Origin of the sequence: Sphingobacterium sp. LZ7M1 (assembly GCF_024296865.1) — a bacterium.
In the GTDB taxonomy this organism is placed as follows: domain Bacteria; phylum Bacteroidota; class Bacteroidia; order Sphingobacteriales; family Sphingobacteriaceae; genus Sphingobacterium.
On record NZ_CP101134.1, the window covers coordinates 1927165 to 1946994 of the forward strand.

Sequence of the window (19830 nt, forward strand, 5' to 3'; positions counted from 1 at the left end):
ATTATGATAAAAGAATGGCTGGCATCCTATGGACCAAAGAATCAAGAACAGGCATTCTCTGCCCTTCGTGAGATTATGCAAGAAGTAGCCTTGGCTGGTCTTCAACGATCTGGATTTTTTGAGAAGGCGGCATTTTATGGAGGTACTGCCCTCCGTATATTCTACGGACTGGATCGTTTTTCAGAAGACTTGGATTTTTCATTGCTATCGAGTGATCCTGAGTTTTCGTTGGAACCTTATTTTAAAGGACTGGTGGAGGAGTTTGCTAATGTTGGGTTGCAAGTAAGTATCAAAGAAAAGAAAAAGACTAAAGGAACTTCGATCGATTCTGCCTTCTTAAAACCGGAAACAGTCTGGAGAGAACTGATCCTAGAAGGAATGGTGCTAGAGGCGGGCTTGGGTGCAATGGTTGGTCTCAAGATCAAATTGGAGGTGGATAGACAACCACCATTGCGTTTTGAAACCGAGGAGAAGCTTCTGATAAAACCTTTCTCTTTTTATGTAAAATGCTTTACCAAATCCAATCTATTTGCAGGAAAAATGCATGCCTTACTATTTCGTAAATGGAAAAATAGGGTGAAGGGTAGGGATTGGTATGACCTAGAGTGGTACATCAGAAAAGGAGTTCCATTGAATCTGGATCATTTCCTAGCCAGAGCGCAAGATACAGGAAACTGGACGAATTCAACCATCGAGAAAGAAGAATTATTGGATCTTTTGAAGAAACGTATCGACTCTGTATCCATGGAGGCAGTGAAGGAGGATATTGTCAAATTTATTCCAGATAACAAAAAACTTGATATCTGGTCAAAAAAATATTTCTTGGAACTCATCGAACAACTTAAGTTTGAATGATCTCCATCCTCGATAAAATATGTCAATAGAAGCATATAGAATCGGAATTTTTCCGATTTAATATTGTTTATTTAACAAATCCATCCTGTTAAAATTATGAAAAAAGGGATTCGATATTTAAGGTTCAGTAACTATGACCAAAGCCGTCACAGCATCGAACGACAAGATTTTATTACCTCGCAATGGACAACTAGTGCAGATGTTGAAATAATCGATACTTTCCGGGACGAAGGTTATAGTGCCAAAACATTCGATCGACCGGATGTAAAAGCACTATTTTCATTTATCAAAAAGAACCATCGGGAAATTGATTACCTCATTGTTTCTGAACTGACACGCTTCAGCCGAATTACAGGAGATGCGATCAACATGGTCATGAAAATCCAAAAGGAATACGGAATAAAAATCGTCAGTGCAGGTCGGGGAATGGTCTACGATGTTACCGATCACAGTTCTTACTTTATGATGGGACTGGAATTTCTTTTGGGTGATTCGGAAAACATCAAGCGGCAAAACGATATCAACTGGGGTATCTATTCCGCCAAGGCTATCAAAGGGAAATATATTCATGGTGGTGCAGCGCCTTACGGTTATGTAAAGGTGAGAAGCGAACGCGAAATGAAGTTGGTAATCGAGGAGGAGGAAGCGCAAATAATCCGGAACATCTATGATCTATTTTTAAAGGATGTCCCCATCTATAAGATTCAGGAAATTGCCATATCCCAAGGGTTCCCGCATACAGGAAATTCTAGCATCCATCGTATTTTAAAGAATCCGCTGTACAGTGGTTACCAAAAAGTAAAAGCATGGAAAACCAATCCTGGTGGTATGTTTCCAGTAAAAAATGCAGAACCTATTATCGATCAATATTCTTGGAGCCGAGCTCAAGAGAAGTTCCGGAAAGAAGAACGGACAGTTGTTACTTTGCATGAGGATATCCCACTTCGAGGATTGTTACAGTGTCACTGTGGACGTTATATGACTGGTGCCGCCTCCCGTGGAAAGACAGGACAATATTATTACTATTACCGCTGCAGGCTAACCTCGAAGCATAACAATATCAGTGCAATAAAGGCGCATGAAAAACTCCTCGATATCCTGAGGTTAATAAGTCTCCCTGAGGATCTCATTCAAGATGTTCGAACGCTGGCCACAGAGCTCTTGAACCATCAAGTTAAAGTAGAAAAACAGCGCAAAGAAAATAGAAACAAGGAACTTGCGGCAGCCGAAAAATCCTTGCGGTCGGTCGAGGAGAAATGGATCAACAATAGCATTAATCAGGAGACCTATTCCAGATGGCATAGCGATCTAACGCAAAAAATACAATCGCTAAAACTAAATGATTTTGATCTTGGAAAAGATAAAGAAAGGCTGAAAAAGATCCTGAATTCAGAGTTGAATAAGCTCTCGGATCTATCGAAGCTCTATGAATCATCAAATGTCATAGATAAGCGTACGCTACTTTCAAGGGTGTTCAATTTGGGGCTCATCATCGATAATGGGAGCTATCGAACTCTCGAAATCAATCCTTTGTTTAATCGTAACTTGCAGAAAATGAGTGAATTAAACTTGTTAAAAGTGACAAAAAAAGGGATTGAAATGTCTTCAATCCCCTCGGGTGGAGCCGGAGGCTCTTTTTTTATAGCCTTTTAAGGATTTTTACACACTTTACTAATGCCATAAGTATCTGTATTTCAGCAATAAAATATCACTTAAGACTTTTATAGATTTTTAGGTATTCTGAAAAATTGGGTGTAAATTTGGGTGTAGATATTTTACTTACACCCAAAAATGAACATCAAAAGGAATATTATTTTTTCACTTGAAAAACGTAAGAAGGACGGTATAGAGATCATAGAAAATGTTCCTATCAGAATCCGAATCAACTATGACGGTGACAGACTGGATTTATCCAGTGGTTTTCGGGTTGACGTTCCTAAATGGGATGATAAAAAGCAACGTGTAAAAAACGGCACAACAAATAAAATTAAACAGTCTGCAAGCGAAATAAATGCATCACTCCTAAAGATTGAAAGTATCATTCAGGATATCTTCAAAAGTTATGAGATTGAAGGATCAGTTCCTTCAAAATCGACACTGCGGAATGAAATAAATGATAAGATAAAACCAAAAAATGAAACTTCTTCGGAAGCACCAATACAAAGTAAATTCTTTGATTACTACGACCAATTTATTCAAGAGAACCGTAAACTCAATAATTGGACTGAAGGCACACTAAAAAAACTTCGAACGGTCAGAAATCATCTCCAAGAGTTTAAACCAAACATCGGCATTAACGATTTTGATAATGCCACGCTTGATAAGTATATGGATTTCCTTTTGAAGCGCCGAGGATTTAAAAACTCAACACTGGAAAAACATTTAAAGTTCTTAAAATGGTTTCTTCGCTGGGGAAATAGAAAGGGAATAGTAGCGAATTCAGCATTCCTATCGTACCGTCCGAAAATTAAGAAAATAGAAAAAAAAGTCATTTTTCTTACAGGGCAAGAGATTGACCATATTAAGGCTTTCGATATTCCGAAAGAAAAATCATACTTATACCGTGTTCGTGATATACTGATTTTCACGTGTTATTCAGGATTGAGACACTCAGATGTATATGCATTAACAAAAGATGCTGTGAAAGAGAAATTTATAGAAGTAGTGACGATCAAAACAGATGATAAACTCATCATCGATCTTAATAACCACACAAAAGAAATTTTAAATAAATATAAGGACGAAAGATTTCCGAACAACAAGGCTCTACCGGTAATTTCTAACCAGAAATATAATGAATACCTCAAGGAACTTGGCGAATTAGTTGGACTTAATGAATCGATTATGACAACTTATTATAAAGGAAACAAGCGTATAGAAGAGGTTGTCCCAAAGTACACGTTATTAACTTCTCACATTGGAAGACGTTCTTTTATATGCAACGGTTTGTTTCTTGGAATACCTGTCCATATTATGATGAAATGGACTGGACATTCAGATTATAAATCTATGCAACCCTATATCGATACCGTGGATGAAATGCGAAGCGAAGCTATGGAAATGTTTAACAAAATGTAAGGAATATGCAAAAAGAAGAAAATGAGTTAATATCTTTTCTAACATTATTACGTCGGTATGAAGAGGTTCTACACCAACAGATAAATAATCAGGATCTTGACTGGAATAAGTTAGCAGAAGTAAAGCGAACTTTATTAGAGCGTTTAGATTCCTCATCAGTTGAAGAAGTTATAAATTATCTTCTTGTCAATTCTAGTCGTGAAAAAATCATAGGACTAACGAGAAATTTTGACGCCGTTTATAATGGACTAGCTGAACTAGTTAATACTAGAAATTTTGAGATTGAGGCCAATTCATCCACAGAATCATTTCGTCGGGAACATGAACTTTTTGAACTTGAAATCAGAGAATATACAAAGAAATTTACAGAAGTTAGAAAGAAAAAAGAAGCACTTGAAAGGTCGTTGGATAGTTATTTCTTCGGCGGTGATGATACCCGTAGGATAAAGACCGAATTGGAAATTGACCGGATTGAACCAATCTTTCAATCTAAATTACAGGACTATGAAGCCAAAATCCTTGAATCGAAACAATTTTTTGAGAATGATTTTCAATTAACAAAATCTATCCTTGGAGAGGTAACTAATGTCTTGAAGGCTAGGATAAAGCCACTCTTTGATATATACAGAGAAAATTCCCAAAACGACGTATATCATGAATATTTTCCAATGTATTTGGTAGGTGCTGTTTATGAAGTTTTAATAGAGAATAAGATTATCGAAGTAGATGCTCAAACTTTTCACGGAGTAATCAACCTGAATAAAGAAACCAATCTGAAAATTTCACCAGATTTTATATTGTACTTTCTTGTAGATTCCTTTTCTAAACGTCTTGATGACAGTGCCAGAAATAAATGGGTAGAAAAAATCCATAATATGCAGAATATCAAACTATCATCGTATAAAGCACACTATCGACAAATCCAAAGTAGTAGAAAATGGAAGAAGCTATATAAACGCTTAAAAGACTTATTCAACCATTCAAACAAATAATAATCCGCTTAAATGAGTTTTTGAATACTTTTTAAGATTTAGTTTACAATCGTACCACAAAGAAAATCACCCATCCTTATTTAACCAACTGATAACAAGCTAAATAAATATCGTTGTATTTGATTCTACCACATATTTACCACGATATTAACCTCCTACCTTAGCTCATGTTCGAACATTAAATGCCGATGCGCACGGCAATGGTTTAATTTCAACTAATAAGAACATGGACATTCGTGAATTACTATCAAAGCCTGTCGCTATGATGACTGGCGAGGAATTACTGGCTATTCAACGAGAAGCAATCGCAGAAATACCTAAAGAAGAAGCAACAAGCACATTCCCTGAATTCGTATATGGTATTTCGGGTATTATGCAGTTGTTTAATTGTAGCAAATCGAAAGCACAGAAAATAAAAAACAGTGGTGTAATTACTGGTGCGATTCAACAGGATCAACGGACAATTATTGTTGATACTCGGCTTGCTTTAAAATTGTTTAAGGAGTATACCAATCAAAAGAAAAGGAGGTTCGTATGATTCCATTTAATCAGAATATTGTCGAAGCTCTTGAAAAATCTACAGTTAAAATAACAGATGAATTTAAAGAACCTCCTATCATGATAACAATCAGCAATTCGGATTCCGTCATTGGAACGCTTGGCAATTTTAGCGCATCTACAGGGAAAGCAAAGAGCCGGAAAACATTCAATGTGATTTCATTGGTTGCGGCGGCATTGAGCGGTAGGCAAATATTAGAGTACAAAGTTAAAGTTCCCGAAAACCGTCCCTTAGTATTGTATTTTGATACCGAGCAGAGTAAATACCATTGTCACAGGCTTCTTTCACGGGTATATAAGCTTATTGATTATCCACCGACAAAAGTACACGGGAACTTAAAATTGATTTCTCTAAGAGAGTATCCTACGAAAGAACGTCTTAATATCATCGAATATGCTTTGTTCAAATATGCAGACAGGGTCGGTCTGGTCATAATTGACGGAATCAGGGACCTAGTTTACGATATTAATAATGCTACAGAAGCAACGGAGATTACAGGTAAGTTGATGAAATGGTCACAGGAGCTGAATATCCATATCCACACCGTGCTACACCTGAACAAAGGAGATGACAACACACGGGGGCATTTGGGAACAGAGTTGAACAATAAGGCGGAATCTATCTTACAGGTTACTAAAAGCGATATGGATGCAAACTACAGCACTGTTGCCCCAAAGTTTATTAGAGATGTTGAATTCGAGCCATTTACCTTTTTTATTGATGATGGTTTACCAGTTTTGGACGAAAATTTTGATCTGTCAGGCACAGTATCCAGAAAAGGCTTTGATTATCAAGAACTTTCTAAAGAGAATCATCGAGAAGTGTTACAGGAAATGTTCAACGACAGTGAAATTACCTGTACATATGATGACTTTGTCCGAAGATTGAAGGAAGCTTATCTAGCAAAAGGTTTCAATTTCGGAACGAACAAAGCAAAACAGCTAAAGACGTTCCTTGAAAACAAAAGGATGATTATCAAGAACGATAAGACCTATCGGTTCAATCCAGAATTCTATTACTGAAAAACAGGTTTAGTTTAGTCTGCCCCTATATATAGATAGACTAAACTAAACCTCTCTAAAAATTAAGAATATGACATGTGAAGGCTTAAAGCGAATACCGCTCATATCCATTTTACAGCATTTACAGATTCCCTGTGCAAAGATGAACAGCAGGGAAGCATGGTTCAAGAACCCCTTTAACGGAGGAGATGAACGGACGGCATCGACAAAGGTGGATGTACATCAAAATATATGGTACTCCCATTCCGAGGGTATCGGAGGGAACAATATTGATTTCCTGATGAAATTCTTAGGCACATCCGAACTCGCAAAAGTCTTGGAGTGGGCTGATGAAAGAAAAAATATCTTTTCTTTTCAACAGCAGACCGTCTCGAATAGTCGGCACGCCGTACAGACACAAAAAGAGACAGGCTACACCATACTGTCCGTAAAACCACTTGAAAACAAAGCATTGCTCGGCTACCTGTCTAATGAGCGTAAGATTGACCCCGATATTGCCAAGGCTTTCTGCAAGGAAATCTACTACCAGACGGCAAACGGGCAGACATATTTTGCCGTATGCTCTGTCAATGATTCGGGGGGATTTGAACTGCGCAATCCCTATGATAAACGGTCGTTAATGACAAAGGACATCACGACCGTAGATAACGGAAGTGACAGGGTTATGTTGTTCGAGGGATTTATGGACTGGCTTTCTTTTTTGACACTAAGGAAGATCGCCGACCGACCGTTTCCAAGTACAGATTATTGTATACTGAACACTACCGCCCACCTGAAAAGGTCATTTCCTTTTTTGGAACGGCACAAAACTATTATCAGCTATTTGGACACGGACGAGTCGGGAACAAAGGCATACAGGGAATTAGAAATCCGTTTTGGAAAAACCCACGGTCTCAAAAACGGAATACAGGAACTACAGCGCAGGAACAGTCTGATAAAAGACGTGAATGATTATCTGGTGCATGGTCTATCCGGCACCAAAATCGAAAACCGTCCTACTGGCAGAAAACTATCGAATAGGTAGGGAGCAAGGTTGTGTTTTGGTGAACCCAAAACCGATAAGCTCCCGATGGTCACAGCGAAAAAAGAACATCATGAAAGACAGAAAGAACAAAGGCGGTAGACCCGCACTTGAAAATAAAAAACGATTCAGAATCAATGTCCGTTTCGATGAAACGGAACATAAAAAGGTTTTGCAGAATGCAGAAACCGCAGGGATGAGCAAATCGGAATGGGTACGCAGAAGTGCCGTTATGAGAAAAATCGTCCCGAGGTTTACCGAGGAACAGGTCAAAGCATTGAGGGCAATTACAGGAGCTTCGAACAACCTCAACCAATTGACAAAAAAAGCCCACCAGACAGGATTGATTGACGTGGCGACGGAGTGTCGGAATACGATTAGCCACATCAACTATTGTATTGATAAACTACTGCATCATGATAGCGAAGATAATTGAGGGGAAGTCATTCGGTGGGTGCGTGGGGTACGTACTGAAAAAAGACAGTGAGATTATCCACGCTAACGGACTGCGGACGGATTCGGCTAAGACTATTACACAGGATTTTAATTTTCAGCGGATGCTGAATCCCAGATTGGGTAAGGCAGTCGGGCATATTATCCTCTCGTGGAATACCGATGACAAGAACATGCTGAACAACGACATCATGGTATCATCCGCCAAGCGGTACCTCTCCAAAATGGGGATTAAAGACACCCAATGCCTGATGGTTCGACATTTCGACCGTCAGCACGACCATATCCACATCATTTACAACCGTGTGAACGATTATGGCAAAACTATCTCCAACAGCAATGGGCGGTACAAGAGCTTTAAAGCTTGTAAGGAACTCAACGCCATGTATGGCTTCAAGCAGTCCGAGGGCAAAAAGAATGTTAACAGAGGAAGGCTCAAAGGTAACGATAGGACACGATACCAGATTTACGATACTGTCAAGGCTGGTATACGCCACAGCAAAAACTGGGTTGAACTGGAGAACTATTTACGGTACAAGGGCGTGGAAATCCAGTTTAAATACAAATCGGGAACAGATGAAATACAGGGCATTTCTTTTTCCAAGAACGGACAAGTATTTCGGGGTTCTGCCATTGACCGTTCATTGAGCTTTGGACAGATACACAAGGAACTGAAGAACATTGACCAGTCACAAGCCATAAATCAACCTTCAGATAGTGATTCGTCAGTGAGCCAATCAATGGATAATAATATCGAAAATGTGATTGGAGAAATTGCATCAGCTTTATTTTCCTTTCCTGTCTCAATCTCACCCGATCAAGATGATGCACTCATCAGAAAAAGAAAGAAAAAAGAGAAATACAAATTAAAACGTTAAAACATGACCACTGAAATAGAGAACTTACAAGAACAAGTTAATGCGCTTCAAGAAAATACAGACCTTATCACGCAGGATATTGTACGCATTATGCCGACCATTGTATCGTTACTTTCGGCAAATGAAAAAGCGATGCAGGAATTTCATGATATGCGTGCAAAGGATCAGGAACATCTAAGCCATATAAAAGCATTTATTAAACAAGAGAACGTCATCTTATCCAAGATCATCAAAGACTATGGTTCACTGGAAGATGTCGCAAACAGGAGTTCTGAAACAACACGCAAACACCTTTCGATATTGACTAAAAAGGAAAATGAAATAGTTGCCAAAATTTCACAGATACCCGATAAGGTAAATATAAGACATTTGTACGGCGTTGACCTGAAATCAACGCCCGTGATCATTATCATAATATTGTTTTCGGTGGTAATTTCTTTGGGATTAGGCATGTTACTGGAAAAGGATAGACAGATTGGCGATAAGACATCCTATGAAATGCGTTATCGGATGATAGCGTTGGATTTACCCAATGTTACCGCGCAGATCGATTCTGCATACTCCCTAAATTCTGATAAATTTCACGATTTGGTAATTAAAAGAGAAGAGGAAAACAAACTATTATACAGTATAGATAGGAGCCGAGAAGAAATTAAAAAGCTAAAAGAGATTGAGTAACGGATCAGGCGCTTGGCGCACGTGCTGGAGCATTGCTCCAAGCGCGTGTTAGAGGACAGTCCCGAAGGGCTGTACTCCGGCAAGCGCCTGATCCGTTGAGAGGGAAGCCCGGAGGGATTTCCTCTCAACGAGTTTGGGCTTTGCGAGGGAGCGGATTTTTAGCACTACCTTTGATATGAAGCACAAATGTTCAAATTTACGAAAAAGTTTCAAACGAAGCACTTCGCCCGCTCTCTTGCAAAACCCTTGTTATCGATAGTGGCAATTATTCGGTCGTTTGTCGTGCGTTGGATTGGTGGCTCTTTTGCATTTTTTGTTTGGCTTTGTGCGGTTGGAAAAATGCAAATGTGCCACCAAAAGCGTGGGTTGTTTTATGCCATTAGTTCATTGATTTTAGTTTGCCATTCGTCCTCAAACACTACTTGAAACTGAAAGTCGTGGTCGGGAAATTCGTCAAACAATTCTTTCCACGCTTTTTTTGCTCCTAATTCGTTGCACAATGCAAACACGTCTTGTTTGTATTTTGTGTCCTCGTTTTTCAAATGAATACCTTTTGTTTCTAACACATAAACCGTTCCGTAGTCGTCCTTGCTTTCTTGCTTGTCTGCGAGAAGAAAGTCGGGATAAATCTTGTTAGGTTTCCAACCTTGAATATGATAATCTTGTCGGCTCATATTGCGATACCACCACAATAGTTTCTCTTGTTCATCAAGGTAAATGGCAACCGATTTTTCAAGGTCGTTTATATTTTCTTCGGGAACGTAGTCAAACAAGGATTTCTGAATTGGCGTGTTGTCGTTACGGACTAACTGTTTGTTGCTTTTCACTTTTATTCTTGATGGCAACACAAATCCACCTTTGTTTTCAATCAAGAAAAAACAAAGTTTTTTGTCGGTAATCATTTTTCTGAAAACTTGTTCTGATAAGCGGTTACGCTCTTTGTCTAAAACCTTTTTTAGTTCTTCTATGATGAAAACAAAATTGGTTGCAACCGTTTCACGGTCATATTTCGTTTGTAATAAATCAATCGCTTTTTTGCCAATCTGGAAACAATACCAAGGGTTAGGAACTATTTCAGTTATCTGTCTTGTCAGAAAAACTTCGTCTATTTCTAATGTTCCTGTTTTTTCTGCTCTGCCTGTTTCTCTTAGCAATTCTTGTTCTTCATTGCTCAAACCCAAAACAATTTCTTGTTCTTTGCTCAACTTGTTTTGTAACGAAAGATTTTGAATTTCATCAATGTTGATGTCTTCCCAATCAATCTCACTTAAAATATCAATTTCAAAATTCAGATTTCTCCAACTTTCTGTTTCTTGTACAACAAATTTTGGTAAATAAATTTTCCCCTCAAACTTCTTAAAGCCCGAACGATACTGCATTTCACGCTCTTTCAAACCGCCTGTGTCTGTTCCTGCCTCATCGCTTACAATTCTTCCTGCAATGTCGCCCAATCCTTCATCTTCTAATCCTTTTTTGATGTCGCTAACCAACGATTTTGCATTTTGTCGGAATGTAAAAACATAACATTCGTCCAAATCCTGTATTTTGGTTTTTCGTGCAAACGGCTGTCTTAAAATACGACCAACTAATTGCGTTATTCCTGTTGCTGAACTTGGGTTTGTAAGCACGGTTAGCACATACGCAAACGAACAATCCCAACCCTCTTGCAAGGCTTGTTTGGTAATGATGTAGCGAATTTCGCAATCATTGGCAAACAAATCAATTCCTTCAATATCGTCTTTTTCGCTTGATTTGATAGCAATATGACTTTCGGGAACATTACATTTTTTGATTAAATATTCTTTCGCATCTTCTGCGTGAATAAACTTTTTATCTCGTTGGTCTTTCCCTGTTCGTTCAACTTGTATCAAACAAATCGGACGAATATATTCGCCTGTATTGGCTTCGTACTCTTTGGCTTTTTTCTCTAAATCGTTTCGCTTTTCAAAACTTGCCAAAAGTGTGTCATGCCAATCCAAACTTGTTTTGTTGGTTAAGTGAATATCCAACTTTATCATTTCTTCTTCGTGCAATTCACGACCTGTAATTTTCACCAACTCATTGCTGTTTGGCGGTGGTGTTGCCGAAAGTTCAAGTATAAATGACGGATTGAAATTACGTATCGTATTCCTTGCATTTTCGCCATAAGCACGATGTCCTTCATCAATCACAACAAGTGGACGTAAAACTTTCAAAGTATTACCCAATGATGTTTTTATTTGCGTTCCGAAAACTTCCATTTCGGTTGTAAAACAATCCAAATTTGGAAGTAATTCTTTTAGTTTTTTATGTCCTTCAAAATCATCTTCTCTTGGAAAAAAATCGGTAAATCCGCCTTGATCACGGAATACTTTTAGCGTTTCTTTATTTTGACGGTTTGCGGATGGCAACATCAAAAGCAATACAACCAAATGTTCTTCAATATCAAGTCGGTTAAACATTTCTGTCTTTTCTTTTATCAATGTTCTACCACCGCTCGAAATGTCTAAAACTTGTCTGTATGGGTGGTTTCGGTCTTTTAATGCTTTTATAGTTTGGCGATAAATTTGCGTGGACGGCACCACCCAAAGCACCAAACCTGTTTGTTTTTTAAGATAAGTTTTTTGGATACTGTCAATAGCGTGGCACGCCAATAAGGTTTTACCTCCACCTGTCGGCACTTTCAGATAAATATCGGGCATAGGTTCGTCCAAACCGTTTGTTTTAGAACTGTAAACAATACGACCTGTCGATTTTTCCCAAGCCTCTTTCGGGAAATTGATATGTTTTGCCAAATGCGGTTTGAGTTCGGCAATTTCTTCAAACTCTTTTTTCGCATCAGCCAAAGCACCCAAATAATCTTTGAGTTCCTTTAAAACTTTATCTTGATAGTGCTTTAATTTCATTACTTCTGTATTCTATAAATTTCGTAAGGTAATTGGCAAAAATCAATTCTGTGTTCAAGCAATGTGTAATCGTCCACATACTTGGCAGGTGCAAAAATCAAAAGCTGTTTTCCCTTGAATTTTGGTAATCCTTTACATATATCCAATGTCAAAGCATTTTGTTTCAACCACTCAATATCATCTTTATAAAACAGATATACTTCGTAGCTTTTGCTTTCGCCTATAAAACCTGTTTTGGTGTCAATATTTTTCTCGTTAAATTCTTCGCCTGTGGCTGTGTAGAAAAGATAACGTGCAAACTCTGTGAAAGACGGTAGATTTTCGCCTCTCAACAAACTTTCCATTTCTATGGTTTCGCCTAATTCAAAATAACTGAATGTTCCGCCTGTTCCTTTTTTAAGCAAATCACTTTTGGCAGTTGGTACGCCTTTGATTACTCTGCGAACTCTCTCGGCTGTGATAGTATTGGCATAATCTTCCTGCTCCACCAAAATAAATTTGCGGTTTCCTCCGTCTTCTTTATTGAGTTCTAAAACTGCGTGTGCCGTAGTTCCTGAACCTGCGAAGCTGTCGAGAATTATTGAATCATCATCAGAGTATATTTCAAGGCATCTTTTGATAAGTTCAACTGGTTTTGGATAATCAAACTTTTTTTCGCCGAATATTGTCTTCACATCAAGCGATGCCTTTTTATTTCCTTCAATACTTTGCCAAAGATTTGTCGGATGTTTTAAACGACCTTCTAAATAGAATTTTAGATAAGGTTTCCAATCACCTTCTTTGTCTTGTTTCCATTCAATTTGTTTTGTCTCAACTAATTTCTTGTATTTATCGGGAGAACATCGCCATCTACTTTCATAACCCGTAGGACCAACTGGATAAATCTCTTCACCATTTGGGGCAGTTACTGGAAAATACATTGATGGTCTATCCTCTCTTTTATCCTCACCACCTGTTTTTCTAAGTGGTCTTGTTAGATATCTTCCATTTTCATCTTCTTGATTATATATGCTGGACTGCTTTTCATCCATTTGAAGTCCATTAAATAATTCAGATTCTCCCTTTGAATATATTACGACGTAATCAATTTCAGAAACTAAGCCTTTATTTCCTAAACCTGTTGGCGTTCCTGTTACTCTACTAACTTGACCTAAGAAATTTGATTCCCCAAATATTTCATCCATCATACACCTTAAATGATGAATTTCATTATCATCAATAGAAATAAAAATTGCACCATCCTCACTCAATAATTCACGTAAAAGTTTTAAACGTGGCATCATCAGGCAAAGCCATTTGTCGTGGCGTGTCATATCTTCTTTGTCCACCACACTGCCCAACCATTCTTTAATCATCGGGCTGTTTACATTATCGTTGTACACCCAATTTTCGTTTCCTGTATTGTAAGGTGGGTCTATATAAATGCACTTTACTTTTCCTGCGTAAGTAGGCAAAAGTGCTTTTAATGCTTTCAGGTTGTCGCCTTGTACAATCAGGTTATCGTGCAAAGAAACTTTGTCCGTAAGACTGTATTCTGCCTTTGGCACAAGTTGGTGGTATTTAACCGCCAGATGGTGGTTTTGCACAAATGTTTTTCCTTTGAAATTAAGTGTTGGCATATCGTTATATCTTTTCTAATTCGGTTAGAATGTTTTCAAATTCAATTATTTCATTTTCCAATTTATCACAAGTGAGAAATTGGTTTAGTTCGTCAACTGGTAAATGTCCTTCAATTAAATCGTGAAGAACAGAATGGTTTTTAGCAATACGTTCATATAAATCATTATTGAATTTTACATTTCTAATGTTGGGAACTCTTACCAAAGTGTCATATCTCTGGACAGTGCTTGCTAACAATTTCGTTACTACAATGCCTTCATAACAGCTGCGCAACGCCCCATAACCTGAACGAATAAGGTTTTGAGCAAAACTACGGTCAGCTTCCTTTTTAGCTCTTATGTGGTATTGCTTCGGAATATGTGAATTGGTATATGTGCTATCTTTAAGCGGTGTGTTCTGTAATTCAATTACACCAATAGTTTCTCTACCACTACAAACAATAGAGTGAACAAAAACCTTTGTCTTGTCAGTTTTATATTTATTTCTTCCGTGACTTTCTAAATATTTTACAAAGACAATATCGTGAGAGAAAATAACCACTTGTTTTTTATCACTTTCTTCAACTAATCTTTGGGCAATTGTTTCTTTTCGTTTATGGTCTAAGGAAGTAACGGGGTCATCAAAAATAATTCCCTTGTTTACTTCGGATAAGTGCATTTCTGCAAGAAAATCAGCAATAGCAATTACTTTTTGTTCGCCCTCGCTTAATACATCATTCGGCTTCTTACCTTTTAGTTTGAGTTGTCGGGAAGATTTTCCTGCTGAACCTGTGGTGCTTATTTCAATTCCAAAACTCCCATTCAGTTTTTGACATTCTTCGTTAAAAGTATCAATGTATTTTTGATTGAAATATTTATCCGATAATGACTTTTCTGTATTTGTTGTGTCTGTTTTAGTCTTTCTAAAATTAGCGTTGTTCGCCTTTTTAATCCAAACTTGATTATTGATAAAGGTTTCAAACTTTGAAAAATGTGTATTGAACTTTTCTTTGTGTTCCAACAGCGTTTTTGAGTTCAGTAATTTTTCCAATTCTTTACTTTGCTCATCTTCTTTTAGCAATTTAATAGAATTATCAATAGCTGTTTCAATCGCAGTGTGTTGTTCAACGCTGATTTGTATTTCTTCTCTTTCGTTTGCTGTTTTTCTTTGAATGTCAGCAATGATATTTTGAGCAAGCGTTTTCTGTTCTGAAAGTTTTTGCTTTAATGTTTCTAATTCGTTTGAATATTTTTCAGTAAGCCAAACGGTAAGTGTATTGTCTTGCGGAAATAAATCAAAGTTTAAATTCTCATAATTCCCTTTGACTTTATCCAATTTTTCCTGTGCTTGCTTTGCGTTTTGCTCCGCAACACTTTTGATGAAAGCCCAATAATTTGAAATTAGCTTTTGTGCTTCGTTTGAAAGTGGTTGTTGGCAAAGCAAACAGTTGTCGCCATTTTCGGGATAATCTATATTTTCCGCTTTTTGCGTTTTAGCAAATTCTTCGGCAGAAACAATAAAATTTTTCCATTCTGTTGTTCCAACACCTTCAATTTTATCGGTCTTAAAATTTTCTACTCCTTCGGATTTCGCTGTCGCTTCTTTTGAAATACAATCCGAAATAGCTGTTTTTACTTTCTCAATTACTTCGGTTGTGAAAAATTGATTTAGTTTTTCAATATCCTGTTTGTTTTTACTTAACAGAATTTTGATGTTTTCATACTCTTTTATTCTTTTACCTGTTTCTTTTGAAGCCAAAAGAAGTTCGTCATACTGTTTTTGTATCGCCCCTTTTTGAGTTTTATCTTCATCAGAAAAAGGCGTATGTTTTTTTAAGTCATCAATATTTGTATCAGCATTTAGATTTTGAACAAGCGTTTTTATTTCTGAATTGCCGTCAAACCAAATATCAAAATCATTTGGCGATTGTTTATTTATAATTTCAGCATTTAGTTTTTGCTCAACACGAATGATTGCATTTGTGTAATCAGCAAAAAAACTTAATCCTGCTGGTCTAAATTCAAATTCATTTTTGTTTTCAAGATGTTTTAAAACGCTGTTTCCGTCAAAAACTGCAAATTGCTCAAATTCTGCATTGTCTTTGTCCGCAAATACTAACGAAGTTTTAGTATTGTTTGATTTGAAAGTAAATTTTGCATTAACAGGTTTGTGTCCGCTGTCAATGTGAATATTTGGTAAAATTGGTTCGGGTGCTTTTGAATAAAAAACGTCTTTCAAAAGTCTTACATAACCTGATTTTCCCGAACCATTTGCACCATAAACAATAGTCAGGTTCGGACTAAATTCAATCGTTTGGTTTTCTGTTAAGGCGTTTACGCCTTCAACATTTTCAAGTTTGGTAAGAAGTAAATCAGTTTTATAGTTTCCCGAATTTTCAGCATTGTAATCAATAGAAATTTCGGGTTTTTCGGTCTCTTCTTTGAGTTTTAAATGTTCAAGCAAATAAGAATATGAAGTATCAATGTCGTTATCAGATATAGCGTTGCCCGACAAAATTTTCTCTGCAAGAAATTTTGCCCAATAGGGAAGTCCGTTAGGGAATTTCTTCACTTCCGTTTCAAGCGTTTCCACTTGTTGTTCTACTTCTGCTATTTCAATTACTTCACTCACTATTTATGTTTGTTTTTTACGTTATATTTTACTTTTTCCTCCGCCACTTTTATAGCCTGTAATGCCAAATCTTCATCTTGCACTTCATAAGCCAATTTGTCGGACAACCACGCAATGATTACATCATTTTTCTGCTCTTTGTAAAAGTCCGAAAGGGCTTTTACTTGTTCTCTTGTCGGCATACGTTCATCACGTTCAATTTTGCTTAAAATAGTTGGGTCAAGCGAAAGTTCCGCTCCGACTTCTCTAAGCAAAAGCCCTTTTTCTTCCCGTAGTTCACGCAATATTATTCCTATTGTTTTCAATTCGCTTTATTTTGACTTGACAAATATTGGCAAATATACAAAATGAATTCTGACGGTTGAAGTATTTGCTAAAGTTTTTATCAACATTAAGTTAGAAGTCGGGTGGTGGGTGGGCTTGGGTGCGGTTGGGCAAAATTAAATGTGGTGCAAAAGCGTTGGCTTTGTGCGGTTGGTTGCACCTCTTTTAATTTTTGCGAAGCGTTGGCAATTTTTCGTTTTTCTGTCTGTCCGTTGATGTTGTTTCAGAGCGGTCAAACGCCATTACCGATAACGCGCACGTGCTGGAGCATTGCTCCAAGCGGTTCGGGTATTGCCGAAGGCGGGGATTTTTAGCACAAAAGTTCAGTCGAAGAACGAATGTTGAATCTCGCACAAATGTCCAATCGAAGCCGTTCAGCCCCGCTTTTGGCAATACCTTGTTATCGGTTCGCCCTGCTTGTCCATATGTTGTTTGTCCGTTCATTTTGCTCTGCCGTGGTGCGTTGGCAGGTGGCTCTTTTGCATTTTTTGTTTGGCTTTGTGTGTCGGCAAAAATGCAAATGTGCCACCAATGCGTTGGCTTAATGTTTCGTTTGTTTTAAAAAGTCTTTTAATTTTATTGTCGTTATGCCTAAACCTTTGGCTTTAATTTGCAATCCGTTATCAGATGTCAGCATAATTGGGTTTTCGTCTTTGTATTTCAATGCTACGGACAAAATAAAGTTGTCGGGTGATTTTTTGTTAAAGTCGTCTGGAAGCAAAGCCAAGTCTGCTGTGTCCATTTTGAGGTTTCGTTTGTCAAAACTTTCGTTGATTTGCTTGATTGCTCTATGAACGTTTTTCTTTTGTTCTTCGGTCAATGAAATTTTCAAATAGTCTAATTCGTCAATGACTTTTGCTGATAAAGCTATTTGATATTGTTTGTCAATTTTTGAAATAATGTCGGGATAATCAACAAAAACGTTTGTGTCTATGATGTAAATGTTTTCTTTGTCTTTTTTGATTTCCTTTTTGGGTTTGTCAAATTGTGAAAGGTCAATCTTGCCAAGAATTTTTAAACCTGTTTGTGTTTGATGTTGTTCAGTTTCTTTGCTTTCATTTGGTTCGGGCGTTCGAGTTTCAATTAACTTTCTGTCTGACGTGTAATAAAAGGAAAACTCCTCATTGAGTTTTTGCAAATATGCTTTTACTTCTTCGTCTAATTGAGGATAAGAAGTGACAACGTTAGTGTCTGAAATGATAATTGTATGTCGCTTTGCACGACTTGTGGCAACGTTGAATAAGCGTTTTTCCAAAGAATGATTGTAACCCGAATTGGGAACAACAAAAATCGTTACATCTGTTGTCAAACCTTGTATTCTTGCAATAGTTTCAATGAGCAAGTTTTTAGGATTGCCTACGGTTTGAAAGATACTTTTTTGCAATGCTTTTACCGTTTCAATGTAATTGCTCAAGACAGAAATATGTAGATTCTCATTGACTTTCAGCAAATTAACAACCAATAATTTAGCAATTTCCAAAGCATTCTTTGGCTTTTTGTTTCCAACTTCCAAATCGGTTTTTATAAGTGTTGAACCACCTTGTGAGTTGAAGAAAATTCTTACATCGTTCGGTAATTCAGAGAAAGTGAAACGAATGTCGTTTTTCGCTTTTGATTTTAGGCTATTATTGTAAAATATGCCTGTATAATTTGCACCTCTGTTTGGTAAACGATAAGTTTCAGTTAATTGATAAATTGGGACAGATGCTGTACCTGAAAGTGCTTTTAATCCGTCCACCAAAAAATCGTAATTCTTTTTGCTGACTTTATCTTCGTTAATTGCTACAACAGGCGGAAGCTGTTTGGTATCACCAATCCAAATATTTTTCTTTCCTAAAAGTTTTGTCGCACCAAACATTGCAAGTAGTGCCTGACTTGCCTCATCTACGATTACATAGTCAAAAGGTGGATTGTCTTTTATGTTCGTAGCTTCGCTACTTGCGATAAAAAACGTAGATAAAACCAAGTTGCTTGGCTGTGGATTCAACTCTTTTATTTGTTGTAGTTGCGGAATTTCTTTTTCTTCGTCTGTTGAAATTTTAGTTTTAAAAACTTTTCCTGCTCCCAACAAATCAGCTAATGCTGGCTTTTCCGCAACTTCCATTAAAGCTCTGTTTGTAAGCGATGTTACCAAAACAGATTTTCCTTGTTCACAAAGTTTCTTACAGATTTCTGCAATTTGATATGTTTTTCCCGTTCCTGGCGGACCAATTAAAATTAAATGATCGCTTAATGTCAGTTGATTTAAAATAAAACTCGGGATTTCTTTTTGATTGTCAAGTAATGACGGTTGCCAATTTGAATTTTGAAAATCTTGGTCTAAAATCTGATTTACATTTTCCGAATTACTGGTTTGCACTATTTTTTGAAGATTGGCAATGTATTCAAAAGGCGGTTTGTTCGGACCCAAAAGCAAAATCATTTTTTCAGCTTCAGAAATATTTACTGCAAAATCTAAGTCCACACCCCGAAAGCCTGCTAAACTAAAATTCGTATCAATGTTTCCGTCTTTGTCTTTTGCAGAAGATTGCCAAACACAAACCGTCTCAGTAAAATTTCCTTTTTCTTTTATCAAATCGCCATAGGTTTTATCGCCCCAATTTCTATAATCTCGTAACTCTTTTGGAACTGTAAAACAGTACAAGTATTCTCCTTTTCGTGGCAAACCACGTTTTGTAGAGAATTTTAAAATCATTTCTCCGTCTTTGAATGTCAAGAATTGAGCAACAAAAAGTTCTTCTCTCTCTTGAAGTAAAAAAGTAGCCGAAGAGTTTAGTTTTTGATTAAACGCTTTTGTTTGTGCTTGAAGTTCTTCTTCAAGGAAATTGCTATGTTCTTGCCTTGTGTATCTCATT

The 19830-nt window shown here is 37.2% G+C and carries 15 protein-coding genes; 10 read left to right on the plus strand and 5 right to left on the minus strand.

Annotated elements, in window-relative coordinates; all coding sequences use genetic code 11:
* The first annotated feature begins 3 nt into the window (after positions 1-3).
* From NMK93_RS08195 to NMK93_RS08240, 10 genes are all read left to right on the plus strand, one after another.
* A complete protein-coding gene (locus NMK93_RS08195; RefSeq protein WP_254529400.1) occupies positions 4-855 on the plus strand; it encodes a nucleotidyl transferase AbiEii/AbiGii toxin family protein in 852 nt (283 codons plus the stop codon).
* 96 nt (positions 856-951) lie between these two features.
* Complete coding sequence (locus tag NMK93_RS08200; RefSeq protein WP_254529403.1) at positions 952-2508, plus strand: recombinase family protein; 1557 nt, start codon at positions 952-954, stop codon at positions 2506-2508.
* Positions 2509-2646: 138 nt separating this feature from the next.
* On the plus strand, positions 2647-3933 hold the full coding sequence (locus NMK93_RS08205) for a site-specific integrase (protein ID WP_254529406.1): 1287 nt from the start codon (positions 2647-2649) through the stop codon (positions 3931-3933).
* Positions 3934-3938: 5 nt separating this feature from the next.
* The gene (locus NMK93_RS08210; RefSeq protein ID WP_254529409.1) at positions 3939-4925 is read left to right on the plus strand and encodes a hypothetical protein; all 987 of its coding nucleotides are present in this window, start codon (positions 3939-3941) and stop codon (positions 4923-4925) included.
* 226 nt (positions 4926-5151) lie between these two features.
* Positions 5152-5463: a DUF3853 family protein gene (locus NMK93_RS08215; protein ID WP_254529412.1), complete on the plus strand. Its 312-nt coding sequence runs from the start codon at positions 5152-5154 to the stop codon at positions 5461-5463.
* Positions 5460-6506 (plus strand): AAA family ATPase, encoded by a 1047-nt coding sequence (locus NMK93_RS08220; RefSeq protein WP_254529414.1) that lies wholly within the window; start codon positions 5460-5462, stop codon positions 6504-6506. The genes NMK93_RS08215 and NMK93_RS08220 overlap by 4 nt, the downstream gene beginning before the upstream one ends.
* 70 nt (positions 6507-6576) lie before the next feature.
* Positions 6577-7530, plus strand: coding sequence for a toprim domain-containing protein (locus NMK93_RS08225; protein WP_254529417.1), 954 nt, complete (start codon positions 6577-6579; stop codon positions 7528-7530).
* 70 nt (positions 7531-7600) lie between these two features.
* Complete coding sequence (gene mobC, locus NMK93_RS08230) at positions 7601-7963, plus strand: plasmid mobilization relaxosome protein MobC (protein ID WP_254529419.1); 363 nt, start codon at positions 7601-7603, stop codon at positions 7961-7963.
* Positions 7944-8858 carry a relaxase/mobilization nuclease domain-containing protein gene (locus NMK93_RS08235; protein ID WP_254529423.1) on the plus strand — a complete coding sequence of 305 codons (915 nt, stop codon included), beginning with the start codon at positions 7944-7946 and terminating at the stop codon, positions 8856-8858. Before mobC ends, NMK93_RS08235 begins: the two co-directional genes overlap by 20 nt.
* Before the next feature lie 3 nt (positions 8859-8861).
* Positions 8862-9536, plus strand: coding sequence for a hypothetical protein (locus tag NMK93_RS08240; RefSeq protein WP_254529425.1), 675 nt, complete (start codon positions 8862-8864; stop codon positions 9534-9536).
* A gap of 371 nt (positions 9537-9907) precedes the next feature.
* Here the strand turns inward: NMK93_RS08240 and NMK93_RS08245 are convergent, their stop codons facing one another.
* From NMK93_RS08245 to NMK93_RS08265, 5 genes are all read right to left on the minus strand, one after another.
* Positions 9908-12421 carry a DEAD/DEAH box helicase gene (locus NMK93_RS08245; RefSeq protein WP_254529428.1) on the minus strand — a complete coding sequence of 838 codons (2514 nt, stop codon included), beginning with the start codon at positions 12419-12421 and terminating at the stop codon, positions 9908-9910.
* Positions 12421-14040, minus strand: a complete 1620-nt coding sequence (locus tag NMK93_RS08250) for a site-specific DNA-methyltransferase (RefSeq protein WP_254529430.1) — start codon at positions 14038-14040, stop codon at positions 12421-12423. Before NMK93_RS08250 ends, NMK93_RS08245 begins: the two co-directional genes overlap by 1 nt.
* 4 nt (positions 14041-14044) lie before the next feature.
* Positions 14045-16651 carry an AAA family ATPase gene (locus tag NMK93_RS08255; RefSeq protein ID WP_254529433.1) on the minus strand — a complete coding sequence of 869 codons (2607 nt, stop codon included), beginning with the start codon at positions 16649-16651 and terminating at the stop codon, positions 14045-14047.
* Positions 16651-16956, minus strand: coding sequence for a helix-turn-helix domain-containing protein (locus tag NMK93_RS08260; protein WP_254529435.1), 306 nt, complete (start codon positions 16954-16956; stop codon positions 16651-16653). The genes NMK93_RS08255 and NMK93_RS08260 overlap by 1 nt, the downstream gene beginning before the upstream one ends.
* 560 nt (positions 16957-17516) lie before the next feature.
* Positions 17517-19829: a PIN domain-containing protein gene (locus tag NMK93_RS08265; RefSeq protein ID WP_254529438.1), complete on the minus strand. Its 2313-nt coding sequence runs from the start codon at positions 19827-19829 to the stop codon at positions 17517-17519.
* Position 19830: the final 1 nt, after the last annotated feature.

Excerpts from the sequence above, each read along its gene's own strand:
- NMK93_RS08195 (WP_254529400.1), top strand. The coding sequence starts at position 4 with ATGATAAAAGAATGGCTGGCATCCTATGGACCAAAGAATCAAGAACAG.
- NMK93_RS08200 (WP_254529403.1), top strand. The coding sequence starts at position 952 with ATGAAAAAAGGGATTCGATATTTAAGGTTCAGTAACTATGACCAAAGC.
- NMK93_RS08205 (WP_254529406.1), top strand. The coding sequence starts at position 2,647 with ATGAACATCAAAAGGAATATTATTTTTTCACTTGAAAAACGTAAGAAG.
- NMK93_RS08210 (WP_254529409.1), top strand. The coding sequence starts at position 3,939 with ATGCAAAAAGAAGAAAATGAGTTAATATCTTTTCTAACATTATTACGT.
- NMK93_RS08215 (WP_254529412.1), top strand. The coding sequence starts at position 5,152 with ATGGACATTCGTGAATTACTATCAAAGCCTGTCGCTATGATGACTGGC.
- NMK93_RS08220 (WP_254529414.1), top strand. The coding sequence starts at position 5,460 with ATGATTCCATTTAATCAGAATATTGTCGAAGCTCTTGAAAAATCTACA.
- NMK93_RS08225 (WP_254529417.1), top strand. The coding sequence starts at position 6,577 with ATGACATGTGAAGGCTTAAAGCGAATACCGCTCATATCCATTTTACAG.
- mobC (WP_254529419.1), top strand. The coding sequence starts at position 7,601 with ATGAAAGACAGAAAGAACAAAGGCGGTAGACCCGCACTTGAAAATAAA.
- NMK93_RS08235 (WP_254529423.1), top strand. The coding sequence starts at position 7,944 with ATGATAGCGAAGATAATTGAGGGGAAGTCATTCGGTGGGTGCGTGGGG.
- NMK93_RS08240 (WP_254529425.1), top strand. The coding sequence starts at position 8,862 with ATGACCACTGAAATAGAGAACTTACAAGAACAAGTTAATGCGCTTCAA.
- NMK93_RS08245 (WP_254529428.1), bottom strand. The coding sequence starts at position 12,421 with ATGAAATTAAAGCACTATCAAGATAAAGTTTTAAAGGAACTCAAAGAT.
- NMK93_RS08250 (WP_254529430.1), bottom strand. The coding sequence starts at position 14,040 with ATGCCAACACTTAATTTCAAAGGAAAAACATTTGTGCAAAACCACCAT.
- NMK93_RS08265 (WP_254529438.1), bottom strand. The coding sequence starts at position 19,829 with ATGAGATACACAAGGCAAGAACATAGCAATTTCCTTGAAGAAGAACTT.